This window comes from Novosphingobium mangrovisedimenti (assembly GCF_025153475.1).
Classification (GTDB): domain Bacteria; phylum Pseudomonadota; class Alphaproteobacteria; order Sphingomonadales; family Sphingomonadaceae; genus Novosphingobium; species Novosphingobium mangrovi_A.
The window spans coordinates 1-16844 of sequence record NZ_JANZXA010000013.1 but is presented as its reverse complement, the minus strand read 5'-3'; the positions used below and the strand labels follow the sequence as shown (position 1 = coordinate 16844).

At 66.2% G+C, this 16844-nt stretch carries 16 protein-coding genes; 10 read left to right on the top strand and 6 right to left on the bottom strand.

Annotation, left to right across the window (positions count from 1 at the left end; genetic code table 11):
- Positions 1-89 precede the first annotated feature (89 nt).
- The gene (locus NZK81_RS16920) at positions 90-695 is read left to right on the top strand and encodes a hypothetical protein (protein WP_260047260.1); all 606 of its coding nucleotides are present in this window, start codon (positions 90-92) and stop codon (positions 693-695) included.
- Between the two features lie 100 nt (positions 696-795).
- Here the strand turns inward: NZK81_RS16920 and fabI are convergent, their stop codons facing one another.
- The 3 genes from fabI to NZK81_RS16905 form a co-directional block, all read right to left on the bottom strand.
- Positions 796-1599, bottom strand: a complete 804-nt coding sequence (gene fabI / locus NZK81_RS16915) for an enoyl-ACP reductase FabI (RefSeq protein WP_260047259.1) — start codon at positions 1597-1599, stop codon at positions 796-798.
- On the bottom strand, positions 1596-2642 hold the full coding sequence (locus NZK81_RS16910) for a YihY/virulence factor BrkB family protein (RefSeq protein WP_419181704.1): 1047 nt from the start codon (positions 2640-2642) through the stop codon (positions 1596-1598). The genes fabI and NZK81_RS16910 overlap by 4 nt, the downstream gene beginning before the upstream one ends.
- Positions 2643-2741: 99 nt before the next feature.
- Positions 2742-3704, bottom strand: a complete 963-nt coding sequence (locus NZK81_RS16905) for a DnaJ C-terminal domain-containing protein (RefSeq protein WP_260047258.1) — start codon at positions 3702-3704, stop codon at positions 2742-2744.
- A 223-nt stretch (positions 3705-3927) separates the two neighbouring features.
- On the opposite strand from NZK81_RS16905, the gene pdxH reads away from it, so the two are divergent.
- Both pdxH and NZK81_RS16895 read left to right on the top strand, forming a co-directional pair.
- On the top strand, positions 3928-4539 hold the full coding sequence (gene pdxH, locus NZK81_RS16900) for a pyridoxamine 5'-phosphate oxidase (protein ID WP_260047257.1): 612 nt from the start codon (positions 3928-3930) through the stop codon (positions 4537-4539).
- On the top strand, positions 4536-5465 hold the full coding sequence (locus NZK81_RS16895) for a cation diffusion facilitator family transporter (RefSeq protein WP_260047256.1): 930 nt from the start codon (positions 4536-4538) through the stop codon (positions 5463-5465). The genes pdxH and NZK81_RS16895 overlap by 4 nt, the downstream gene beginning before the upstream one ends.
- A gap of 16 nt (positions 5466-5481) precedes the next feature.
- Here NZK81_RS16895 and NZK81_RS16890 read toward each other — a convergent pair whose 3' ends face one another.
- The gene (locus NZK81_RS16890; protein WP_260047398.1) at positions 5482-6630 is read right to left on the bottom strand and encodes a serine hydrolase domain-containing protein; all 1149 of its coding nucleotides are present in this window, start codon (positions 6628-6630) and stop codon (positions 5482-5484) included.
- A gap of 32 nt (positions 6631-6662) precedes the next feature.
- Between NZK81_RS16890 and NZK81_RS16885 the strand changes: the two genes are divergently transcribed.
- Positions 6663-7058: a hypothetical protein gene (locus NZK81_RS16885; RefSeq protein WP_260047255.1), complete on the top strand. Its 396-nt coding sequence runs from the start codon at positions 6663-6665 to the stop codon at positions 7056-7058.
- A 34-nt stretch (positions 7059-7092) separates the two neighbouring features.
- Here the strand turns inward: NZK81_RS16885 and NZK81_RS16880 are convergent, their stop codons facing one another.
- Both NZK81_RS16880 and mnmA read right to left on the bottom strand, forming a co-directional pair.
- On the bottom strand, positions 7093-7788 hold the full coding sequence (locus tag NZK81_RS16880; RefSeq protein WP_260047254.1) for an aspartate/glutamate racemase family protein: 696 nt from the start codon (positions 7786-7788) through the stop codon (positions 7093-7095).
- The gene (gene mnmA, locus NZK81_RS16875; protein WP_260047253.1) at positions 7785-8966 is read right to left on the bottom strand and encodes a tRNA 2-thiouridine(34) synthase MnmA; all 1182 of its coding nucleotides are present in this window, start codon (positions 8964-8966) and stop codon (positions 7785-7787) included. The genes NZK81_RS16880 and mnmA overlap by 4 nt, the downstream gene beginning before the upstream one ends.
- 153 nt (positions 8967-9119) lie before the next feature.
- On the opposite strand from mnmA, the gene NZK81_RS16870 reads away from it, so the two are divergent.
- From NZK81_RS16870 to NZK81_RS16845, 6 genes are all read left to right on the top strand, one after another.
- A complete protein-coding gene (locus NZK81_RS16870) occupies positions 9120-9452 on the top strand; it encodes a hypothetical protein (protein WP_260047252.1) in 333 nt (110 codons plus the stop codon).
- Between the two features lie 2 nt (positions 9453-9454).
- Positions 9455-9754, top strand: coding sequence for a CtrA inhibitor SciP (gene sciP, locus NZK81_RS16865; protein ID WP_260047251.1), 300 nt, complete (start codon positions 9455-9457; stop codon positions 9752-9754).
- A 302-nt stretch (positions 9755-10056) separates the two neighbouring features.
- Positions 10057-11256 carry an efflux RND transporter periplasmic adaptor subunit gene (locus NZK81_RS16860; RefSeq protein WP_260047250.1) on the top strand — a complete coding sequence of 400 codons (1200 nt, stop codon included), beginning with the start codon at positions 10057-10059 and terminating at the stop codon, positions 11254-11256.
- Positions 11257-11263: 7 nt separating this feature from the next.
- Positions 11264-14698 carry an efflux RND transporter permease subunit gene (locus tag NZK81_RS16855; RefSeq protein ID WP_260047249.1) on the top strand — a complete coding sequence of 1145 codons (3435 nt, stop codon included), beginning with the start codon at positions 11264-11266 and terminating at the stop codon, positions 14696-14698.
- 94 nt (positions 14699-14792) lie between these two features.
- Positions 14793-16016: a DUF445 domain-containing protein gene (locus NZK81_RS16850; protein WP_260047248.1), complete on the top strand. Its 1224-nt coding sequence runs from the start codon at positions 14793-14795 to the stop codon at positions 16014-16016.
- Positions 16013-16549, top strand: a complete 537-nt coding sequence (locus NZK81_RS16845) for a GNAT family N-acetyltransferase (protein WP_260047247.1) — start codon at positions 16013-16015, stop codon at positions 16547-16549. The genes NZK81_RS16850 and NZK81_RS16845 overlap by 4 nt, the downstream gene beginning before the upstream one ends.
- Positions 16550-16844 lie beyond the last annotated feature (295 nt).

Sequence of the window (16844 nt, the reverse complement as noted above, 5' to 3'; positions counted from 1 at the left end):
GGCTTTCGCTCGCGCTTAAGCTATCGTTCAACGGCGGGCGCTCCTATAGACGCCCTGAAGACAGTTTTCGATCGATTGGAGCACTTGCGATGCCACGCCTCCTGACTGCCATTGCCGCCACCGCGCTGGGCCTGACCCTGGCGGCCGCGCCTGCCCTCGCGCAGGACGAACCCCAGAGCCCGGATGGCGAAAAGGTCAACCAGCTCATCGTCTATGGCGACGATCCCTGCCCGACTTCGGCCGAGGGCGAAATTACCGTCTGTGCGCGCAAGCCGGAAGAAGAACGCTATCGCATTCCCAAGCCGTTGCGCGGTGTCGATTCGCCCAAGTCCGATGCCTGGACCAACAAGGTCGAAGCCTACGAGACGGTCGGCGCCTTCGGTACGCTGAGCTGCTCGCCGGTCGGTGCGGGCGGATCGCTGGGCTGCACCCAGCAGCTGATCGACCGCGCTTATGCCGAGAAGAAGAACGCCTCGGACGTCAAGTTCAGCGAATTGATCGCGGCCGAGCGTGAAAAGCGCCTTTCGACGATCGATGCCAGTGCCGCGGCCCAGCAGAAGCGCGTCGACGAGGCGGAAAAGGCCTATTTCGAGCAGCAGAAGCGCCAGCAGGCTGAACAGGACGCGGCCGAGGACGCAAGCGGCAACGCGACGGTCGAGACGCCGGTGACCGAACCGAACCCGGGCCAGAACTGAGTCCTGACCTGCTTGGGCGGCATAGGCGCCTGGGCCCGATACCATGAAAAAAGGCCGGAAGTTCGCTTCCGGCCTTTTTCGTTGAATTGCTGCCCGGGTTTTATCCCAGCGCGATGTCCGGCGCGTCTTCCTGCTTCATGCCCACGGTATGGTAGCCCGAATCGACATGGTGGGTCTCGCCGGTCACGCCCGAGGACAGATCCGAAAGCAGGTAGAGCCCGGCTCCGCCCACGTCCTCGATGGTGGAGTTGCGGCGCAGGGGCGAATTCAGCTCGTTCCACTTGAGGATATAGCGGAAGTCGCCGATGCCGCTGGCGGCCAGCGTCTTGATCGGGCCGGCGGAAATCGCATTGACGCGCACGCCGTCCGGGCCGCAGTCGTTGGCGAGATACTTCACCGAGGATTCCAGCGCCGCCTTGGCCACGCCCATCACGTTGTAGTGCGGCACGACCTTTTCCGCGCCGTAATAGGTCAGCGTCAGGATCGAGCCGCCGTTCGTCATCATCGGCATTGCCCGCTTGGTGACCGCGACCAGGCTGTAGGCCGAGATGTTCATCGTCATCAGGAAGTTGTCGAGCGTGGTGTCGTAGTACTTCCCGCGCAGCTGGGTCTTGTCCGAATAGCCGATGGCGTGGACGAGGAAGTCGATCGTCGGCCAGCGTTCGGCCAGCGTGGCAAAGGCCGTATCGAGCGCGTCCATCGAGGAGACGTCGCAATCGATCAGGAAATCGCTGCCAAGGCTTTCGGCCAGCGGGCGCACGCGCTTTTCCAGCGCTTCGCCCTGATAGGAAAAGGCCATTTCGGCCCCCTGTTCGTGCAGCTTCTTGGCGATACCCCAGGCCAGCGACTTGTCATTGGCAAGGCCCATGATCAGGCCGCGTTTTCCCTGCATCAAACCGGTCATTCTTGTTCTTCCCGTGCTTCGTTATCATCCGACGTCGTCGTCGTCGCCGAGCGTCCGAACATGTCCTTCTCTTCGGGCGATTCAGCGAGTGCTGCGTTGAGTTCGGCGCCTACCACCATCCCTAAGCCTACCAGCCAGAAAAAGAAAAGCGCGATCATCACGCCGGCAAGGCTTCCATAAGTGAGATCGTAGACAAAAAAGTTACGCAGGACCTTGGGCAGCGCAAACGCGACCAGCAGCCACCAGCCCGTGACGAGCGCCGCGCCCGGCCACTTCGGGTAGATGCGTTTCTGGTAGGCGGCGGGCGTGAGCAGGTAGAACAGCAGGTAGATCGAGCCGAACAGGGCGCCCGCGCTGACCATGCCGGACACGGCGATCTGTTCGGCAAGCGTATCGAGCTGGGGGAACAGGGCGAAGACGATCGTCTGCATGGCCGAGATCAGGACCTGTGAAGACAGCGAGATCAGCAGGAGGATCACCGCACCGAAGATCAGCCCGGTGGAGAACAGCCGGTAGCGCCAGTAGCGCGCGCCCTTGTCGGTGCCATAGGCACGGTGGAGGATGTCGCGGATCGTCTCGATCAGGCTGGTGGCCGTCCACAGGCCGAACAGGCCGCCGATCCACAGCAGCCAGCCGTGCCGCGCCGCCACGACGTCATGCGCGACCGGCCCCAGCACTTCGGCCACGCGCGGCGGCATGGCCCGCAGCACGGCATCGATCGACGCGCCCAGCCGTGCCTTCTCGCCGATCGCGGAAAAGATCGCGGCCACCGCGATGAAGAAGGGGAACAGCGCCAGCAGCGTCATGTAGGCAAGATTGCCCGCATGGATGAACCCGTCCTGCCAGGCACCGTTGAGTACCCGCGCCATCACCGTGAACACGCGCGAGCCGGGTCCGGCGCGCCGCCTGATCCGCTGGCGCAGCCCCTTGCCTTCGGACGGGGCCTTTTTCCTGGCGGCCTCTTCCCGCAGGGCCGCGCGACGACGCCCTTCGGGCGTGAGATCGGGCGGGCCGGCTGGCTCTATCGGCGGATTGATCTGCACCGGGCGGTCATAGGCAATGCCACCGGGCGGTGCAATTTGGGGTGTGGATTGGTCGCATCGGGGCATTGTTCGGCCAGCGCCGCTGCGAGGCGGTTTGCTTCAGCCCCCCAGCTTGCCGCGCACGTCCCTTGCGTCCTTCCAGCCTTCGAGGCGCTTGGCGAGGTCCTCGTCGTGTTCGGGCAGGACGATTTCCAGCCGGATCAGCTGGTCCCCGCGCGAACCGTCCTTGCGGCTCATGCCCTTGCCCTTGAGGCGCAGGACCTTGCCCGAACTGGAGCCGGCCGGAACCGTCAGCATGACTGCGCCCGACGCGGTCGGTGCCTTGACCTTGGCGCCGCTCAACGCCTCGTCGAGCGTGATCGGCAGGTCAAGCCGCAGGTCGTCGCCGTCCTGCTCGAAGAAGGCGTGCGGCTGGATCTGGATGGTGATCAGCGCGTCGCCCGCGCCGCCGGGGCCCTGTTCGCCCTTGCCGCCGAGGCGCATCTGGGTGCCGTCCTCGACGCCGGCGGGCAACTTGAGGTCTATGGTCTTGCCGTCCGAAAGCGTGATGCGCTGGTCCTTGCGCTCGGCCGCGTCGGTCAGCGGCACGGACAGGCGGTAGTTCACATTGGCGCCGCGCGGGGCCGCACGGCCGCGCGGGCCGCCGCCCATTCCTCCCATGCCGCCGCCCATACCGCCATGGCCGCGCGCCCCGGCGCCGCCGAAGATGCCGCCGAACAGGTCTTCGAGGTCGATTCCCTCGTTGCCGCCGAAGCCGCCCGAGAACCCGCGCTGGCCGCCGCCTCCGCCGAAGCCGCCGCCATAGCTGCCGCCACCGGCGCCGAAGGGCATTGTCGGATTGCCGTCGGCATCGATCTCGCCGCGGTCGAACTGGGCGCGCTTGGTCTTGTCGGACAGGAGGTCGTAGGCCTGCGTCACTTCGGAAAAGCGCTCCGCGGCCTTGGGATTGTCCTTGTTGGTATCGGGATGGAGTTCCTTCGCCAGCTTGCGATAGGCGGATTTGATCTCCTTCTCGCTTGCGCCGCGCGATACACCCAGGGTGGAATAAGGATCTGCTGCCATGATGACGCTTAGCTAGGTGTCCGGAGCGGTTACGGCAAGTTATGTATGCCACCGCGCTTTCCTACGCGGCGCGGGGCGGCTATCGTCCCCTATATGCCGAGCGTCGTGCGAGAGAATTGTCCCCGATCAAGGCGCCGTGCGCCGTTTCGGGCGAGAAGCGGGGCTCTCTCCCCCAACTTTCCCAGGACAGTGTCAACCGTGTCAACCGCATCAGGATGTCGCCATGGAAACTGAACTCGCGCGCGAGGTCGTCCCGCACGGCGATCCCATCGATCTGTTCAAGCTCTGGTACGACGAGGCCCGGACCACCGAGCCCAACGATTCGAACGCCATGGCGCTTGCCACGGCGACGCCCGACGGCCATCCCTCGGTGCGCATGGTCCTGCTCAAGGGCTACGGGCCCGACGGTTTCGTGTTCTACACCAATGGCCATAGCCGCAAGGGCGGCGAGATCGCGGCGAATCCCAACGTCGCGCTGCTGTTCCACTGGAAGAGCCTGCGCCGCCAGATTCGCATCGAGGGCGGCCTCCAGCCGGTGACGGCGGAGGAAGCGGACGCCTACTTCCACTCGCGTGCCCGCGATTCGCAGCTGGGCGCGGTGGCATCGGACCAGTCGGCACCGCTCGACAGCCGCGAAACCTTCCTTGCCCGCTACGAGACCGTGCGCGACCGCTTCGAAGGGCGCGAGGTCGAGCGTCCGGCGCACTGGGGCGGCTACCGCGTCGTGCCCTCGGCGATGGAGTTCTGGCACGACCGGGCCCACCGTCTGCATGAACGCCGGCGTTTCGTGCGCGATGGCGACGGCGGCTGGTCCAGTACGTTGCTCTATCCGTGAGCCATCACGCCAATCTCAACCGCAGCGCTGCCATTGCCAGTGTCAGCGCGGCCTTGCTGCTGCTGGGGCTCAAGGGCTGGGCGGCATGGTCGACCGGCTCGACGGCGATGCTCGGCAGCCTTGCCGATACCGTGCTCGACCTCGTCGCCAGTCTTGCCACGCTGCTCGGCGTGTGGATCGCCGCGCAGCCGGCGGACGACAAGCACCGCTTTGGCCACGGCAAGGCGGAGGCGATCGCCGCGCTGTTCCAGATCGTGCTCATCTCGATCTCGGCGCTGGGCATCGCCAGTCGCGCCATCGAGCAGTTCCTTTCCGGTGCGCGCGTGGAAGAGGCTGCCAGCGGCATCGGCGTCTCGGTGGCCGCGATCGTGGTGACCTTCGCGCTGCTGGCCTGGCAGCGCCGCGTGATCCGCAAGACCGGCAGCCTCGCGATCACCACCGACAACGTGCACTACCAGTCGGACCTGCTGCTCAACCTCGCGGTGATCGCGGCGCTTGCGCTCGATCAGTACGCGGGCCTGAAAGGTGCCGATCCGCTGTTCGGCCTGGGCATCGCGGCATGGCTTGGCTGGGGTGCCTGGAACGCATCGGAGCAGGTGATCGACCAGCTCATGGATCACGAATGGCCGGAGGAAAAGAAGCAGCGCTTCCTCGACGTTCTCGCCCGCTACCCGGACATTACCGGCGTCCACGACCTGCGCACGCGCACCTCGGGCAACAAGGACTTCGTCCAGTTCCACATCTGGGTGGACCCCAAGCTGACCGTGCGCCAGGCGCACCGCGTGATGGATGAAATCGAGATGAGGCTGCATGCCGAGTTTCCCGACGTCGAGATCCTGATCCATCCCGATCCGGAAGGGCTGGTCAACGAAGTGGGCGATGCGGGCAAGGACGTGCTGCCGCCGATCAGGGTGAACGTGGACTAGTCCGGCCCGGCCGCGCTCAGACCTTCCCGCCCGGGAACAGTGCGATCAGCGCGCCCAGCCGGTCGTGCAGCACGCGCTCCTGCGCGGCATTGCTCTCGCCGAGGCGCACCACGGTCAGGAGCTGGTCGGGCGAGCCGATCACGTATTGCCCGTATTCGCCGATGCAGGCGAACAGGCTGGCGGGCGCGGTGCCGGGAAAGAGGCGGGCGCCGTTGCCCGGCGGGGCCGTGTTGAGCCACACGCCGGCGCCGTATCCCTCGTTGCGCGGGCTGGGCGCCAGCATGAACTGGACCCAGCGCCGCGGCAGGATCTGCGCGCCTTTCACCGAGCCGCGATGGCGAAGGAACTCGCCCAGCTTGGCCCAGTCGCGCGCGTCGGCGTGGATCATGCCGGCGCCGATCATCGTGCCCGCGCGGTCATAGCCGATCACCGTAGAATCCATGCCGATCGGCAGCAGCACGCGGTTCTTGAGGTATCCGCCCACCGCGCGCTGGCGCCGGCCGGGATCGTGATCGGGCGAGAGCACCCGGGCGGCAAGGTCGGACAGGATGATCGAGGTCGCCGAGGAGTTTTCGAAGACCTGCCCCGCCGGCGCCTCGAGCGGCTGCGCTTCGGCATAGGCGGCCATGTCGTCGCGTCCGTCGAGGAACAGCATGCGCATGCGGTCGGATTCGTGTTCCTCTGCATCGCCGCCGGTCGCCGTGCTTTCGACGTGGCGCAGGCCCGAGCGCATCTGCAGCAACTGCCTTAGCGTGATGACCCCGCGCGGGTCGCCGGGGCGCTGCCAGTCGGGCACCGGGGCCGATTCGTTGAGGCGCAGGCGTCCGTCGCTCACCAGCTGGCCAATCATCAGCGCGGTCACGCACTGGCCCATGCTCCAGCCGGGCAGGCGCGTATCGGCCTTGATCCCTTCGCCATAGCGCTCGGCGATCACCGATCCGCGCTTCATGACGATCAGCGCTTCGGTCCTGCCCACGCTCTCGCTGTCGAACAGCGCGTCGATCGCGCGGGCGAGCGGCTCGTGCGGAGCGCCGCCGTCGTCGCTGATCGCGGCCAGCGAGGCGCTGCTGGGCGGGGGCGGTCCCACCGGCGCATCCTGTCCACAGCCGCACAGGGCTGGCAGCGCAAGCAGGGCGAGGATATGGGGAAGGCGGCGCACCGGCATGATGCGCGGTGTGATGTGCGAGGCGCGGACGAATGGCAACACCCGGGAAATGGCGTACGGGGGACAAAAGCGCCGCATCCTACCCGACGCGCCAACCCACCCGCTGGCTGCGCAATCTGGTGCTGCTGGTGCTGGTTCTCGCCGTCGCGGCACTGGCATGGTCGTGGAAGGATCTTCGCGAAAGGGCGCTGGTCGGCTCGGCCTACGGTGCGCGGGTAGGCTGCGTGTGCCGCTACGTCTCGCAGCGCCCGCTCAAGAGCTGCGAGGGCGATCTCGATGTCGCGGGGCTGGGGCGTGTCGCCGGGCTCGCTTCACTGTCCGAGGACGAGGAGACGAAGACGATCACCGCGGGCATCCCGCTGTTGGCGCACCAGAAGGCGACCTTCGATGAAAGGAACGGCTGCCTGCTGGAGCCCTGGGACGACTGACCCATGCGCGGGCGGTGGCCCGTCGCGTCGGGGTTCAGTCGGCCAGCGCGGCGGCGACGGCGGCTTCGGCGTGGAGCCGGGTCGTATCGAACAGCGGGACGGAGGAATCCGCATCGGACACCAGCAGGGCGATCTCGGTGCAGCCCAGGATCACGCCTTGCGCGCCTTGTCCGGCCAGGTGCGCGATGATTTCGCGGTAGGCCTGTCGCGAGGCCGGCTCGATTACGCCATTGACGAGTTCTTCGTAGATTACCCGGTGGACAACGGCGCGGTCCGCTTCGTCGGGAACCACGACATCCAGCCCGAACCGCTCGCGCAGGCGTTCGCGATAGAAAGGCTGCTCCATGGTGAAGGCGGTGCCCAGCAGGCCGACCCTGGTCAGTCCCTGCGCCTCGATCGCCGCGCCTGCCGCGTCGGCGATGTGGAGCAGGGGCACCGAAACGGCGGCCTGCACTTCCTCGGCCATGCGGTGCATGGTGTTGGTGCAGATCAGCAGCATGTCCGCACCGCCCGTTTCGAGCCGCCGTGCGGCATCGATCATGCGTTCGGTCAGGGCGGTCCAGTCCCCTGCGTGCTGAAGCGCGGCGATCTCCGAGAAGTCGAAGGACCACAAGAGGCACTTTGCCGAGGCTCCGGCTCCCCGCTGCGAGCGTACCGCCTGATTGACGATGCGATAGTATTCGGCCGAGCTTTCCCAGCTCATCCCGCCGATCAGCCCGATCGTCTTCATGTGCTTGTCTGCTCCACGTCGGTATCGGTCCAGGGCGTGGTCCCCTCGATCCATCCGCCGCCGAGTACCCGATCGTTGGCATAGATCACGGCGGCCTGTCCGGGAGCGACGCCATATTCGGGGTTCGCGAAGCGGATCGTCGTTTCGGCGCCGTCGCCGAGCGGGCCATCGAGCATGATCGGAACCGGCTTGGCCAGCGAGCGGACCTTGGCGGTCAGCGGCGTGTCCGGCAGCGGGCCGATGCGGTTGGTTTCGACGATTCGGGCCGCCGCGGTCGCCAGCAAGCGGCGCGGGCCGACGATGACGCGGCGCGTCTCGGCATCGATGCCGGTGACATAGAGCGGTTCGGCCTGTCCGCCGATCTCGAGCCCCCGGCGCTGGCCGACGGTGTAGTGGATCACGCCGCGGTGGGTACCGAGCACTTCGCCGCTCGTGGCATGGACGATCTCGCCCGGCGCGTCGCCTTCGGGGCGGACCGAGCGCACGACCTTGGCGTAGTCGCCGTCGGGCACGAAGCAGATGTCCTGGCTGTCGGGCTTGTCGGCGACGCGCAGGCCGGCGGCCTCGGCAAGGCGCCGGGTTTCGGTCTTGGGCAGGCCACCGAGCGGGAAGCGCAGGAAATCAAGCTGTTCCTCGGTCGTGCCGTAGAGGAAATAGCTCTGGTCGCGTGCCGGATCGGCGGCGCGGTGCAGTTCCGGCCCGGCCGGGCCGATCTCGCGGCGCACGTAATGGCCGGTCGCCAGGCAATCCGCGCCCAGCTCGCGGGCCATGGCGAGCAGGTCGGTGAACTTGGGTCCCATGTTGCAGCGGATGCAGGGGATCGGCGTGCGGCCGCGCATGTAGTCGTCGGCGAAGCGTTCGACCACTTCCTCGCGGAAGCTGCTCTCGTGATCGAAGACATAGTGGGCGATTCCGAGCCGGTCGGCCACGGCGCGCGCGTCGCGGATGTCGTCGCCGGCGCAGCAGGCGCCTTTGCGCCCGGTGGCGGTGCCATAGTCGTAAAGCTGCAGGGTCACGCCGATCACTTCGGCACCGCTCGCGGCGGCAAGGGCCGCGACCACGGAGCTGTCGACGCCGCCGGACATGGCGACGACGATGCGCCGGGCGGAAAGCGGCTCGGGCAATTGCCATAATTTAACCGGATCGAGGCCGGCAAGCAGGTTGGGCAGGGGGCTCATCCGCCGCCCCATACAGCGAGCGGCGCGGATTTCCTACCTCCGAGCGTTGCTGCGGGGGATCGGGAGGTGGGCCGGGTCGGATTAACTTTTGTCAATGAAATGTGACGAAGGCCTTTACCGTCCCTTGACCAAGTCGGGCTTATAAGCGGCGGCATGAACATTGCTCATGACCAAAAAACCTGCATGACAGGTCATCCGCAGGGTCGTGCGGGTGACGCGTTCACGGACTACCAGTTGCCGCTCGACTGGCAGGATCTTCGTGCGCGGCTCTTTGCCGCATACGAAATCCGCACCGTGCTTTCCCAGGACACCAAGCCCTTGCGGCTGCGGATTCGCGGCAGCTTCGATGGCTGCGCGGCCTCGGCGCTAACTACTTATGAAGATGTTTCAAGGAGCGTTAACCCAACTGCTTCAGCCTATTTCAAGCCTAGAGAGGCAAAAATCTCTGCTGTCGCCGGCCCCAGCAGCACCGGCAGACGAGGGTAAAGATGATCGAGAACCAGAAAATCCGTCCAGCCCAGGTGATTGGCCCGCTCGGTGAGCCGCTGACCCTGGATACGCTCCCGCCGCCGGACACGACCCGCTGGGTCGTGCGACGCAAGGCCGAGGTCGTGGCCGCGGTCAATGGTGGCCTGCTGACGATCGACGAAGTCTGTGAGCGCTATTCGCTGACGCTGGAGGAATTCGCGTCGTGGCAGCGTGCGGTCGATCGTTCGGGCATGCAGGGCCTGCGTGTGACCCGAATTCAACACTATCGCGATCTTTACGAGCGTCAGCAGAAATACTGAACCGCGCGATTTAAGACGAGATCGATATGAAAAGCGGCAGCGGACAGGGGTTCGCTGCCGCTTTTTTGCGTTCTTAGGTAATAAACCGTGGGTTTGGGTGCCGATTGGGGCAATCATGTCGTTCGTCGATACAGGTTCGCTCCAAACCGAGCGCACGTTGCCACTTGCAGGCGGCCCGTATATGGCGGGCGGTAGTGAATTTCTGCCGTGTGAGCTGTCCATGTCGCTTGTGTGACCTGAGCTGCCCGCGGCGAACGAGGCCACGCCGCCCGCAGGGTGACAAAGGCCGCTGCGGTGACTCGATGAACTACGATGCCAAGATAGAAGTCAGGGAGAACGAGATGGCCGAAGTGGTCGGCAATCCCCTGACAGGTGATCTCGATCAGGACCGCGCCTCCCGGCGCCGGATCTGGATTGTCGCGCTCGTCGCTGTCGTGCTGATGGTGGGCATCTGGTTCCTGCTGCATCGCGGCGGCAGCGACGATGCGGCTGGCGATGCGAGTGCGCAGATCCCGGTCGTCACCGTCGCGGTGCCGGGCAAGACTTCCATCGCCGGTGAAATCAACGCGACCGGCACCCTGGCGGCCCGCCGCGAGATGCCGGTCGGATCGGTCGGCGAGGGCGGCGAGGTTCGCTCGGTTCTCGTCGAGCCCGGTGACTGGGTTTCGCAGGGCCAGGTTCTGGCGATCGTCGACCGGTCGGTGCAGACCCAGCAGCAGGCTAGTCAGGCCGCGCAGGTCAGCGTGGCGCAGGCCGATGCGCGGCTGGCGCAGGCCAATCTCGACCGCGCGCTCAAGCTGGTGGACCGTGGCTTCATCTCGACCGCCGATGTCGACCGTCTGACGGCCACGCGCGATGCCGCCGTGGCGCGCGTCAAGGTGGCGCAGGCGACGCTGGGTCAGTTGCAGGCCCAGGCCGCGCGGCTCAATATCGTCGCGCCGGCCGAGGGTCTCGTCCTCGAACGCAATGTCGAACCTGGACAGGTCGTCGGCGGGGGCAGCGGCGTGTTGTTCTCCATTGCCAAGGGCGGACAGATGGAACTGCTGGCGGACCTGAGCGAGGACGATCTCGCCGCGATTTCGGTGGGCGTTCCGGCAGAGGTCACGCCGGTCGGTTCGGGCAAGAGCTTCACCGGGCAGGTCTGGCAGATCTCGCCGGTCATCGATCCCAATTCCCGCCAGGGCACCGCCCGAATTGCGCTCAGTTACGACAAGGCCTTGCGCCCGGGCGGCTTCGCCAGCGTCAAGATCAGCCGCGGGACCGTGGTGGCGCCGATGCTGCCGGAAGCGGCGATCCAGAACGATGCCAAGGGCTCGTTCGTCTATGTCGTCGACGACAAGGGCATCGTCCATCGCCGGCCGGTCACCACGAGTCTGGTCACGGCGCAGGGCATTGCCGTGCCTTCGGGCCTGACCGGGTCGGAAAAGGTGGTCCTGCGTGCCGGCGGCTTCCTCAACGATGGCGACAAGGTGAAGCCCAAACTCGTCACCGTCGGCAAGTGAGGCGCACATGAGCCTGCGCAACATCTCCGCATGGTCGATCCGTAATCCGATCATTCCGATCGTCTTCTTCATCGGCGTGATGATCGCCGGCCTGGTCTCGTTCAACCGGATGGACGTGAACAACATGCCGGACATCGAGTTCCCCGGCGTGCTGGTGCGCGTGACCCAGCCGGGCGCGGCACCGACCGAGATCGAGACGCAGGTTACCCAGAAGATCGAAAGCGCGGCACGCTCGGTCCCCGGCGTCGAGGAGATCCAGTCGACCGCGTCCGAGGGCAGTTCGATCACGACGGTCTTCTTTTCGGTCGGTACCAACGCCGATGTCGCCACCAATCAGGTCAAGAACGCGGTCGACCAGATCCGCAGCGACCTGCCCGACGGCATTCTCGAACCGCAGGTGACGAAGATCGAGGCGGGGGGTAACGAGCTCGCCTATTTCGCCGTCAGCGCCGACGACATGACGATGGAGCAGCTCAGCTGGTTCGTCGACGATACCATCTCGAAGGCGCTGCTGTCGGTCGAAGGCCTCGCCGAAGTGGACCGCAACGGCGGCGTCGACCGCGAGATCCGGGTCGTGATCGATCCGGAACGCATGAACGCGCTCGGCGTGACCGCGCGTGACGTCAACAATGCGCTGCGCCTCGTCAACACCGACGCTGCGGGCGGCCAGGCCGAGATTGCCGGTTCGCGCCAGTCGGTGCGCGTGCTGGGCAACGCCGAGTCCGCCTACGACCTGTCGCAGACGCGGATCAACCTCGGCAACGGACGCCAGATCAAGCTGTCCGACATCGCCCGGGTCTATGACGGCTATTCCGAGCAGAACCGCATCGCGAAACTGCAGGGGCGCCAGGTCGTCACCTTCAGCTTCAAGCGGGCGCTCGGGGCGTCCGACGTCACCGTCTACGACGGGGCGATGGAAAAGCTGAAGAAGATCGAGAAAGACAACCCGAACATCCACATCACGCGGCTGTTCGCGCCGGTCGACTACACCAAGGGCCAGTACACCAGCTCGATGGAAGCGCTGGTGGAAGGCGCGGTGCTGGCGATCGTGATCGTCTACCTGTTCCTGCGCGACTGGCGGGCCACGTTCATTTCCGCGATCGCGATCCCGCTTTCGGCGATCCCGACGTTCTGGTTCATGGACATGCTCGGCTTCACGCTGAACTTCCTGTCGCTGCTGGCGCTCAGCCTGGTGGCGGGCGTGCTGGTTGACGACGCGATCGTGGAGATCGAGAACATCGTGCGCCACATGCGCATGGGCAAGAGCGCCTACCAGGCCTCGATCGACGCGGCGGACGAGATCGGCCTTGCCGTTGTCGCGACCACTTTCTCGATCGTCGCGGTGTTCCTGCCGGTGGGCCTGATGCCGGGCATTCCCGGCCAGTTCTTCAAGGCTTTCGGCCTGACGGTCGTGGTCGCGGTGCTCATGAGCCTTGCCGTGGCGCGCCTGATCACGCCGATGGTTGCGGCCTATTTCCTCAAGGCGCATGGTCATGCCGAGCACGGCGGCGGCAAGGCCATGGATCTCTACATGAAGGTCCTGGCCTGGACGCTCGACAGCAGCGAGGCGCATCGTCGCAAGGCCGCGCTCGTGAAGGCTCCCGGGCATTGGTGGTACTACATCGTGGCGACCGTGCTGATGGTGGCGATCCTCGGTGCGGGGATGGCGCTTGCCGGCGGCATTTTCTCGGTCGTGGAAGCAGGGCTGAAGGGCCTTGGTCTCGACAAGGCGGCATTCGTGCTGGCGGCGGTCGCGGCGCCGCTCGGCATTCCGGTTGCGGTCTTCGCGCTCGGCAAGCTGTCCAAGATGGGGCTTGTCGCGATGGGCCGGTTCGGTGACTGGTACCGCTATTTCGCCGATCGTATCACCGCGCGCATGCACGACCACCGTTTCTACGCATTCTGTGCGGGCATCTATGCGCTGGTCGTGACTTTCGCGCTGCTTGCCGGGCTTCCCCAGCAGTTCCAGCCCAAGACCAACGAGGATTTCAGCCGGGTCAGCATAGAGATGGCGCCGGGCACGACGATCGAGCAGACCGATGCGGTCGCCACGCGCGTCACCCGTCTCATCGAGGCGCAACCCGAAGTGGAGCGTGTGCTGCAGGCCAGCCGCGAAGGTTCGGGCACGCTCTACATCCCGCTCAAGCCGGCCAGCGAACGCAAGGCGACCAGCATCGAATTCGAGCGCCGTCTCGCGCCGCAGCTCCAGGAAATTCCCGACGCCCGCGTAAACTTCGCGTCGCAATCGGGCGGTTTCGGCAGCGGTCGTGACATCTCGGTCATGCTTTCGGGCAGCGACAGCGACCTGCTCAACAAGACCGCGCAGACGCTCGTCGAGCAGATGCGTTCCATCCCCGGAGTGGTCGCGCCGCGCATTGCCGCCGACCTGCAGCGGCCCGAACTCGTCATCGTCCCGCGCCTCGACCTCGCGGCGCAACTGGGCGTCACGACCGCGGCGCTGAGCCAGACGATCCGCATCGCGACGATGGGCGAGATCGACCAGAATGCCGCCAAGTTCTCGCTGAGCGACCGCCAGGTGCCGATCCGCGTCATTCTGGGCCGCTCCTCGCGCCGCGATTTCTCGACGATCGAGAACCTGCCCGTCGCGACCGCGACCGGCGGTTCGGTGCCGCTCAAGCGCGTCGCGGAAATCCGCTTCGGCGCCGGGCCGACGCAGATCCAGCGCTACAACCAGGCGCGGCGCATCTTCGTGGGCGCCGACCTCGGCGAAGGCCAGGTCAAGGGCCCGATCATGGAGCAGATCCAGAACCTGCCGATCATGAAGAACCTGCCTGCGGGCGTCTCCAACGCCCCCGTCGGCGAGGACAAGTGGCAAGCCGAGATGATCCAGAACTTCATCATCGCGGTGATCAGCGGCATCTTCCTCGTCTTCGCGGTGCTGGTGCTGCTCTACAAGCGCTTCGTCTCGCCGCTGGTGAACATGGCCTCGCTGCTGCTGGCGCCGCTGGGTGGCCTGCTGGCGCTGACCGTGGTTGGGCAGCCGATCTCGATGCCGGTCTATATCGGCATCCTCATGCTGCTGGGCATCGTCGCCAAGAACTCGATCCTGCTGATCGACTTCGCGATCGAGGAAATGGGCAAGGGCGTGGACAAGCTCCAGGCGATCATGGACGCGGGCCACAAGCGTGCGCAGCCGATCGTCATGACGACGGTGGCGATGACTGCCGGAATGGTGCCCACCGCGCTCTCGCTGTCCGGTGACGGGGCGTTCCGCGCGCCGATGGGCCTTACCGTGATCGGCGGACTGCTGCTTTCGACCTTGCTGACGCTGGTGATCGTGCCTGCCGCCTTCAGCCTTGCCGATGGCTTCGAAAAGCGCATCGGGCCGCGCCTGCGCAAGGCGCTGCTCACTTTCGAGCCCCATCACGCCGAAGAAGCGCATCGCGGCCAGCACGGTGGCGATGCGGTTCCGGCGGAATAGCCCCGGACGGGGAACATTGCAGCCAGCCCGGCGCAACGGGGCCGCGATATCGCAAGGCTTGATGTCGGATCGGATGCGGAACCGGGCGGGACGCATGCGGCTGTTCGCGACTGGCCTGCTGCTGGTCATGGCTGCGGCGTTCCTGACGTTCCGGCGGCTCGCCACGATCTATCCCGAATGGGACGTGCCGCTCGGCTACGCGATCGCCTTCACCGAGGCGGCCATGGTCGGCGGGCTGGCCGACTGGTTCGCGGTAACCGCGCTGTTCCGTCGCCCGCTCGGCCTGCCGATCCCGCATACGGCGATCATCCCGGTCAACAAGGATCGTATCGCCGATTCGATGGCCGCGTTCCTGCGCGACAATTTCCTGACCCCGCAGGTCGTCGCGCGGCGTCTGCACGGCTTCAATCTCGCGGCCGGCCTCGGCGGGTTCCTGGCCGATCCGCGGCGCGAGGAACAGTCGCGGCTGCGTGACGGCGCGGCGGGCCTGCTTGCCGACATCCTGGAATCGCTCGATCCCGACCACATGGGCGGCATGGTCAAGGCGGGCCTGCGGCGCCAGCTCGAGAAGGTCGACCTCGCGCCATTGCTGGGCCAGATGCTGGACAACGCCATTGCCGGCAAGCGCCACCTGCCGGTGCTGGAGAGCCTGCTGCGCAAGATCGGTGAGGTCGTCGAAGCCAACGAGCCGATGATCCGTGCGATGATCCACCAGCGCGCCAACACGATCATGCGCTGGACCGGGCTCGACGAGCGCCTCGCGAACGGGGTGCTTGACGGGACCTATCGCCTCCTCGCCGAAGTCATCGTGCAGCCCGATCATCCCCTGCGCGGCAAGATCGACGAGGCGCTGACGAAGCTGGCCGCCGACCTGCGCAGCGATCCGGCAATGCGGGTGAAGGTTGAGCGGATCAAGATCGAGCTGCTGGAAAATCCGGCGATGGCGGTCTGGATCGATTCGATGTGGGAACGCGCCCGCGAAGCCTTGCTGCGCGCCGCGCGCAACCCGGACAAGGCGCTGGCGGGCAGCCTGGGCAACTCGATCAGCCAGTTCGGCCGAACGCTTGGCGAGGACGCGCGGCTGCAAGTGCTCGTGAACCGCTTTGCCCGCCGCACGCTGGTGGGCGTGGCCTCGCGCTATGGCTCGGAAATCGTGCGCCTCGTTTCGGAAACCGTGAAGCGCTGGGATGCGAAGACCGTCTCCGACCGTATCGAAGGCGCCGTCGGCCGGGACCTGCAGTTCATCCGTATCAACGGCACGGTCGTGGGCGGGCTTGTCGGCGTGGCGATCCATACCGTAGATCGCCTGCTACTATGACTGCACGCCCTGTTCTGACGACCGAACGCTTCGAGCTATGGAAGCCCGCCGCCAGCGATCTGGACGACCTCGTCCGGCTGCTCGAGGGCGAGGACATGACCCGCTTTCTGGGCCCGGCGCGACCGACGGCGCTTTCGCAATTCGATCGTTTGCTGCGCAATGCCGGAAGCTGGGCGCTGCACGGCTACGGCAACTTCGCCGTTCGCCGTCCGGGCGAAAGCGGGATCATCGGCACTTGCGGGGTGTTTCACTCCCTGCGCGGGTTCGGCAAGGGCATGGACGATGTGCCCGAGGCCGGCTGGGTCGTGCGGCAGGACTGGTGGGGCAAGGGTGTCGCCGGCGAGGCCATGCGCGCGGTGTTCCCCTGGTTCGATGCCGTGCATGGAGACCGCCGCGTTGCCTGCATGATCGAGGAAGGCAATACGGCCTCCGAACGGCTGGCGGCTGCGCTGGGCTTCGTCCGCTATGACAGGCACGAGCCGGAAGACGACAAGGGCGTGGTGCTCAATCTGTTCGAGCGGGTGCCGGGCTGAACCCGCCCGCCTGCGGCGCGTCCTGCGGTGTCAGGCCGAGCCGGCCCCAGGATAGTCGGCCGCGCCGCGCCTGCCCTCGATGAAACCGGACTGCGCGAGATAGCCCGGATCGATCGGGCCCGTGCTCGACCAGTCGCGCACGCACAGCCGCTCCGGGATTTGGAAGGATGCTAGAGCGAGATGACATTGCATTGACTCGGTATGTGCTTCCCAATCGCGGTTGCATGTGATTCATGATGCCTGCTGGGCAAGGAGGCCAGCATGGCATGGTTCGAGCCTATTCGATGGACCTTCG